The organism is Pseudorhodoplanes sp., from assembly GCF_046289595.1.
Classification (GTDB): Bacteria; Pseudomonadota; Alphaproteobacteria; order Rhizobiales; family Xanthobacteraceae; genus Pseudorhodoplanes.
Genome location: NZ_JBKBVB010000180.1, coordinates 1 through 5,784, shown reverse-complemented (window position 1 = coordinate 5,784; position 5,784 = coordinate 1). Strand labels below are relative to the sequence as shown.

At 64.7% G+C, this 5,784-nt stretch carries 4 protein-coding genes; 1 reads left to right on the top strand and 3 read right to left on the bottom strand.

The features are described from left to right. On the bottom strand, positions 1–1,886 hold a 1,886-nt coding region (locus tag ACK41X_RS22265), incomplete at its 3' end, for a ribonuclease R family protein (RefSeq protein WP_409728132.1). A gap of 52 nt (positions 1,887–1,938) precedes the next feature. After that, on the bottom strand, positions 1,939–4,743 hold the full coding sequence (gene topA / locus ACK41X_RS22260; RefSeq protein ID WP_409728129.1) for a type I DNA topoisomerase: 2,805 nt from the start codon (positions 4,741–4,743) through the stop codon (positions 1,939–1,941). Positions 4,744–4,958: 215 nt separating this feature from the next. Between topA and ACK41X_RS22255 the strand changes: the two genes are divergently transcribed. Next, positions 4,959–5,144, top strand: a complete 186-nt coding sequence (locus ACK41X_RS22255; RefSeq protein WP_409728127.1) for a hypothetical protein — start codon at positions 4,959–4,961, stop codon at positions 5,142–5,144. Positions 5,145–5,212: 68 nt separating this feature from the next. Here the strand turns inward: ACK41X_RS22255 and ACK41X_RS22250 are convergent. After that, positions 5,213–5,784 (bottom strand): DNA-processing protein DprA (locus ACK41X_RS22250; RefSeq protein ID WP_409728124.1); only part of this gene is annotated, 572 nt, incomplete at its 5' end.

Below are 5,784 nucleotides of genomic sequence, written 5' to 3'. Positions count from 1 at the left end.
CGTTCCGCCGCCATGGCGCGGCGTTCGGAGGCGGAAATGCGGGCGGAAATCTCGTTCAGGGACTTCACATCGGTGCCTTCGGGCAGGGCGCCGTCACCGAGTTTCAGCGCCCGGATCAGGCTCCGATGCACGATCAGGTCTGCGTACCGGCGGATCGGCGATGTGAAATGCGCATAGCGCCGCAAGGCTAGGCCGAAATGCCCGTAATTCTCGGCCGAATATTCGGCCTGCGCCTGACTGCGCAGCACCACCTCGTTGACCAGGATCTCGGTATCGGTGCCCTTGACCTGCCGCAGCACCGTGTTGAACAGCGAGGGCCGCAGCACGGTACCTTTGGGGAAGGACATGTCGAGCGTGCGCAACAGATCGCGCAACGCTTCGACCCGTTCGAGCGAGGGTTCGTCGTGGACGCGGTAGATCGGCGGCACGCCCGCCTTTTCCAGCGTCTCGGCTGCCGCGACATTGGCGAGGATCATGAATTCCTCGATCAGACGATGGCTGTCGAGCCGCTGCGGAACGATGACCCGATCGAGCGTGCCGTCAGGATTCAGGAGAATCTTTCGCTCCGGCAGATCAAGGTCGAGTGGGGCGCGCGCATCGCGGGCTTTTTTCACGGCGCGATAAGCGGCGAAGAGCGGATCAAGCACACTCTCCTTTAGCGGGCCGGTGGTGTCGTCGGTTTTGCCGTCGAAGGCGTCCTGCGCCTGCGCATAATGCAGCTTGGCCGCCGAACGCATAAGCACGCGGTGGAAGCTGTGCGAGCGTTTGCGCCCCTCGGCGCCGATCACCATGCGCACCGCCATCGCGGCGCGATCCACCGACGGCTTCAGCGAGCACAGATCGTTTGAGATGCGCTCCGGCAGCATCGGCACCACGCGGTCAGGGAAATAGACCGAATTGCCGCGCTCCAGAGCCTCGCGGTCGAGCGCCGAGCCCGGCCGCACATAATGGGCGACATCGGCGATGGCGACGGTCACGATATAACCGCCAAGATTGGCGGGATCGGTGTCCGGCTCGGCGTGAACCGCGTCGTCGTGGTCCTTGGCGTCGGCCGGGTCGATGGTCACAAGCGGAAGCGTACGCCAGTCCTCGCGGCCCTTCAGATCGGCGGGCTTTGCCGCCTCGGCCTCGGCCAGCGCCTCGCGCGGGAAGACATGCGGGATGCCGTGCGCATGGATGGCGATCAGGCTGACGGCGCGCTCCGACTTCAACGACCCGAGCCGTTCCTTGATCGTCCCCATGGGCAGTCCGAAACGGCCGGATTTCGCAACGTCGGCTGCGACCAGTTCGCCGTCCTGCGCATCCATGGTGGCATGCGGGGGGATGTTGAGTTCGCGGCCAAGCGCTTTCTTGTCGATCGGCACCAGGCGCCCGCCGCCGCCCGGAATGCTGCGGAAGATACCGAGCATGCGCTTCCTGGCACGATCCAGTACCTTGATGACACGTCCGCTATAGGCCGCGCCGCCTTCCGCCTTTGGCAACGCTTCGACACGGACCAGCGCCCGGTCGCCAACGCCCGCGGCCTCGCCGGGCTTTGCCTTGCGCGGGGTCAGGATGCGGATGCGCGGTGCTTCGCCATGGGTTTCCTCGTCCCATTCGGTCGGCACCGCGACGATCTCGCCGTCGCGGTCGCGCGAGACGATGTCGGCCAGCGTCACCGAGGGCAGGGTGCCGGGCTTGTGATGCTTCTTGCGCCGCGTCTCGACCGCGCCGTCCTCGGCAAGGTCGCGCAGGGCACGCTTCAGCTGCGCGCGATCGGCATTCTTCAGTCCGAAGGCCCGCGCGATCTCGCGGGTACCGGCCTTGCCGGCATGGTCCTTGACGAAGGCAAGCAGTTGCTCGCGCGTCGGGAAGGGGGCGTTGTGTGGTTTGGTGCGGGCCAAGATGACCTGTGATGTGGTCCCGGCCGGCCGAACCGGCAAGGGCTGGTTGTAGAGGCTAATTCGCCGCCTTTCGCTTTCCACCGGCGGGAGCACCCTCAGGCTTGTCGGCGGCGGTTTGCCCTGCGGTCTTGGAACGGGACTTGGCCGCAGCAGCCTTCGAGGAGGCCTTGCGCGCCGTGGTCTTCTTGGCTGCTGCTTTCTTGGCTGCTGCTTTCTTGGCCGGCGTTTTCTCGGCTGCAGGCTTTTTGGCAACAGGAGCGGCTTTGGCTTTTTTCGCCTTGGCCGGCTTGTCGGCCGCCTCGGCCTTCGCGGCCTTGGGGGCTGCCTTTTTCTTCTTGCCGCCGCCCGCGGCGATTCGCGCATCGATCAGCGCCACCGCTTCTTCCAGCGTGACGGTGTCCGGGGTCTTGTCCGAGGGCAGGGTGGCGTTCACCCCGTCATGGCTGACATAGGCGCCATAACGTCCGTTTTTGACGATGATCGGCCCGCCCTTGTCTGGGTGATCGCCCAGCGAGCGGCCCGGATCCGCGCCGAACCGCCGCGTCTTTCCGGGATTGGCCTTCTTCTCGGCGATCAGGGTGACGGCGCGGTTGAGGCCGATAGTGAGAACGTCGTCGCCCGGTTCGAGATTGGCGTAGGTCTTGCCGAGCTTCACATAGGAGCCGAACCGCCCAATGCCGGCGATGATCATCTCGCCGCTCTCCGGATCCTTGCCGACATCGCGCGGCAGCGAGAGCAGGCCAAGCGCCACCTGCAAATCGACGTCGTCGGGCGCCATGCCCTTCGGCAGGCCCGAACGCTTCGGCTTCTCCTTGGTCTCCTTGTTGCCTTCGCCGAGCTGGACATAAGGACCGAAACGCCCGCCGCGCAGGGTAACATCCTCCCCGGTGACCGGATCCTTGCCGAGCAGCTTGGTTCCGGTGTCGCCGCCATTGGCGCCGGGAGTGAGCTGACGGGTGAAATTGCATTCCGGATAGCGCGAGCATCCGACAAACGCGCCGAAGCGGCCGACCTTCAACGACAGTTGACCCTCGCCGCAATTCGGGCATTGCCGCGGATCACCCCCGTCCTCGCGCTTGGGAAACACATGCGGACCGAGCAACTCGTTCAGCGCATCGAGCACCTGGGTAATGCGCAGATCCTTGATCTCGCCGACCGCGGCGATGAAATCGTCCCAGAAGTCGCGCAGCAGCGCATGCCATTCGAGTTCGTTGTTGGAGACCTTGTCGAGCTGCTCCTCGAGCGAGGCGGTGAAGTCGTACTCGACATATTTCTGGAAGAAGCTCTCCAGAAAGCCGACGACGAGGCGTCCCTTGTCCTCGGGGATCAGGCGTTTTTTGTCGAGCCGCGTATAGCCGCGGTCCTTCAGCACCCCAAGGATCGAGGCATAGGTCGAGGGCCGGCCGATGCCCAGCTCTTCCATGCGCTTGACCAGCGAGGCTTCGGTGAAGCGCGGCGGCGGCTCGGTGAAATGCTGGGTGGCGCTGATTGCTTCCTTGCGCAGCGGCTCGCCCTGCGCCATCGCCGGCAGGCGCTTGGAATCCTCGTCCTCGGCGTCGTCGTCCTGACCTTCCTGATAAAGCGTCAGGAAGCCGTCGAACTTGATCACCTGCCCGGTGGCGCGCAGTTCCAGATTGCGTCCGGCGACCTTGGCGACAATGTCGACGGTGGTGCGTTCGAGTTCGGCCGACTGCATCTGGCTCGCGACCGCCCGGTTCCAGATCAGCTCATAGAGTTTCGCCTGATCGGGGTCGAGCGCGCGCGCGACCTCGCGCGGGGTGCGCGACGCATCGGTCGGGCGGACGGCTTCATGGGCTTCCTGCGCGTTTTTCGACTTGTTCTGGTAGCGGCGCGGCGCGTCTGGCACATAATCGCGGCCGTAATTCTTGCCGATCATCGCGCGGATGCCGGCGATGGCTTCCTCGGCCATGTCGATGCCGTCGGTTCGCATATAGGTAATGAGACCGACGGTCTCGCCGCCGATATCGATGCCTTCGTAAAGCCGCTGCGCCACGCGCATGGTATGCGCCGGCGCAAAGCCGAGCTTGCGGCTGGCTTCCTGCTGCATGGTCGAGGTCGTGAAGGGTGGCGGCGGATTGCGCCGTGCCGGTTTGGCCTCGACGGAGGCGACCGTGAAAGCGGCGCTTTCCAGCGCGCGCTTGAAGTCTTCCGCCTCCTTGCCGGTGCCGATATCGAGACGCGTGATCTTCTGGCCATCGGCGCCGACCAGACGCGCCTCGAAACTCTCGTTGCGCGGTGTCGCAAGGGTCGCGACCAGCGACCAGTATTCGCGCGGGACAAACTTCTCGATCTCGAGTTCGCGGTCGCAGACCAGGCGCAGAGCCACCGACTGGACCCGGCCGGCCGAGCGCGCGCCGGGCAACTTGCGCCACAACACGGGGGAGAGGGTGAAGCCGACGAGATAGTCGAGGGCGCGCCGCGCAAGATAGGCATCGACCAGCGCATGGTCGATCTTGCGCGGATTCTTCATCGCCTCGCTGACGGCCTGTTTGGTGATGGCGTTGAACACAACCCGCTCGATCGCCTGGTCCTTCAGCGCCTTCTTTTCCTTCAGCACCTCGAGCACGTGCCAGGAAATGGCTTCGCCCTCGCGGTCGGGGTCGGTCGCGAGAATGAGCTTGTCGGCGCCCTTCACGGCCCGGGCGATGTCGTTGATGCGTTTCTGTGCGCGTTCATCGACCTCCCAGATCATTCGGAAATTGTGATCGGGATCGACTGAGCCATCCTTGGCAGGAAGGTCGCGGATATGGCCGAACGAAGCCAGAACCTCGTATCCCGGCCCGAGATATTTGTTGATGGTCTTGGCTTTGGCCGGGGATTCGACGACAACGATATTCATGAAATTCCAACAGGTTAAGCCCGCTTTTCTGACATTCTAAGGCGAGTCAGGCGGTCAGCCGGGCCGCGACCATGGGTAAATCGTCCCGCCAAGTCAAATAGGCGTCCGCCTGCGACAACGGAACTGGACGAATTGTGAGGGTCGCGTATTGCAACTTTAAAGATATAAATTTACCGTATGCAATCATTTGGATAGGTGAAAGCGGCGCCCGCGCGATGACCGACCAAGCGCCTCCTCCGGCTGAGGACCAGGCCGTCGCGGCTGCCGCCTATATCGCCGATCTTGTCGGCGGATTGGCCCCGTTCGCCCGCCGCCACGGTCTTGTAACACTGGGATACCTGCTCGATATGGCCAAGCTCGAGGCCGAGTATGTCCAGAGCAAGGAGCGTTCGGGCCGGTAAAGGCCGGTACCTCCTGAACCCGACGGGGCTGGCGAGGCTCTCAGCGGCAAGTCCTGCAACGGCAAGGCTTACAGGAGCGCCACCCGGCCGCCGGGCTGCCTGTCCAGCCGCCCGGCAATTTCCAGCTCGAGCAAAACGGTCCTGACCACGGCAGCGCGCGCGCCGGATTGCCGGATCAACTCGTCGACGTCGACAGGCGTCGGCCCGAGCAGGGCAAGAATGCGGTTGCGCTCGTCCGGCGCGGGCTCCGCGGGCGCCTCGCCAGCATCGGAGCCGGGATCCTCGACCGGAAGCGCAGGATCGCGACCGATGATCGGGCGAAGAACGCTCAAGACGTCATGCGCTTCCGTCACCAGCGTTGCTCCCTGTTTGAGCAGGCCGTTGGTGCCCTCGCAGCGCGGGTCAAGCGGCGAACCGGGAACCGCGAACACCTCGCGTCCCTGTTCGAGGGCAAGGCGCGCGGTGATCAGCGAGCCCGAGCGGCGGGCCGCTTCCACGACCACGACGCCGAGCGACAATCCGGCGATCAGCCGGTTACGGCGCGGAAAGTCGCGGGCGCGCGGCTCCCACCCGAGCGGCATTTCCGAGATCGCAGCGCCGGCTTCCAGCAGTTCCTCGAGCAGAGACACATGGTCAGGCG